Below are 502 nucleotides of genomic sequence, written 5' to 3'. Positions count from 1 at the left end.
CTTCCGCTGACCGCAGCGCCCTGTGGGCCGAGCTGAGCCAGACGGCGCGGCTGTATCGCCTCGAAGCGCCGAGTGCTGCTTCATCGTCGTCGTCCGTCGCGCGAGAGAGCATCGACGCCTTGCGCGTGGAGGGCTGGGTGCAGCGCGAGGCGGTGTCGCAGCTGTTCGAGCTGCGCATCGTGTGCCTGAGCCTGCGCGCGGACCTGGCGCTTTCATCGCTGATCGACCAGCCCCTGACGCTGGTCACCGTGCTGGCCGACGGCGCCGTGGGCCGACGCACCGGGTTGATTCGCGCCGTCGAGTCGCTCGGCTCCGATGGCGGCTTGGCCCGCTACCGCCTGACGCTCGTGCCCTGGCTCTGGCTGGCCACCCAGCAGGGGCGCAGCCAAGTCTTCCAGCAACGCAGCGTTGCCGACATCATCGAGCGCGTGCTCGCCCCGTACGCCGAAGCCGGCAACTGGGCCTTCTCTTCCGAAGTGAACAGCTTCCTGGCCGACGCCCC

General features: G+C 69.9%; 1 protein-coding gene. It reads left to right on the top strand.

Features of this window, described 5'->3' with window-relative positions; all coding sequences use genetic code 11:
- Positions 1–502 (top strand): contractile injection system protein, VgrG/Pvc8 family (locus AC1RL8_RS31250; protein ID WP_492687443.1); only part of this gene is annotated, 502 nt, incomplete at both ends.

It is taken from the genome of Variovorax sp. GW822-FHT04E09 (genome assembly GCF_058800845.1).
This window is presented reverse-complemented; position numbering and strand designations above follow the sequence as displayed.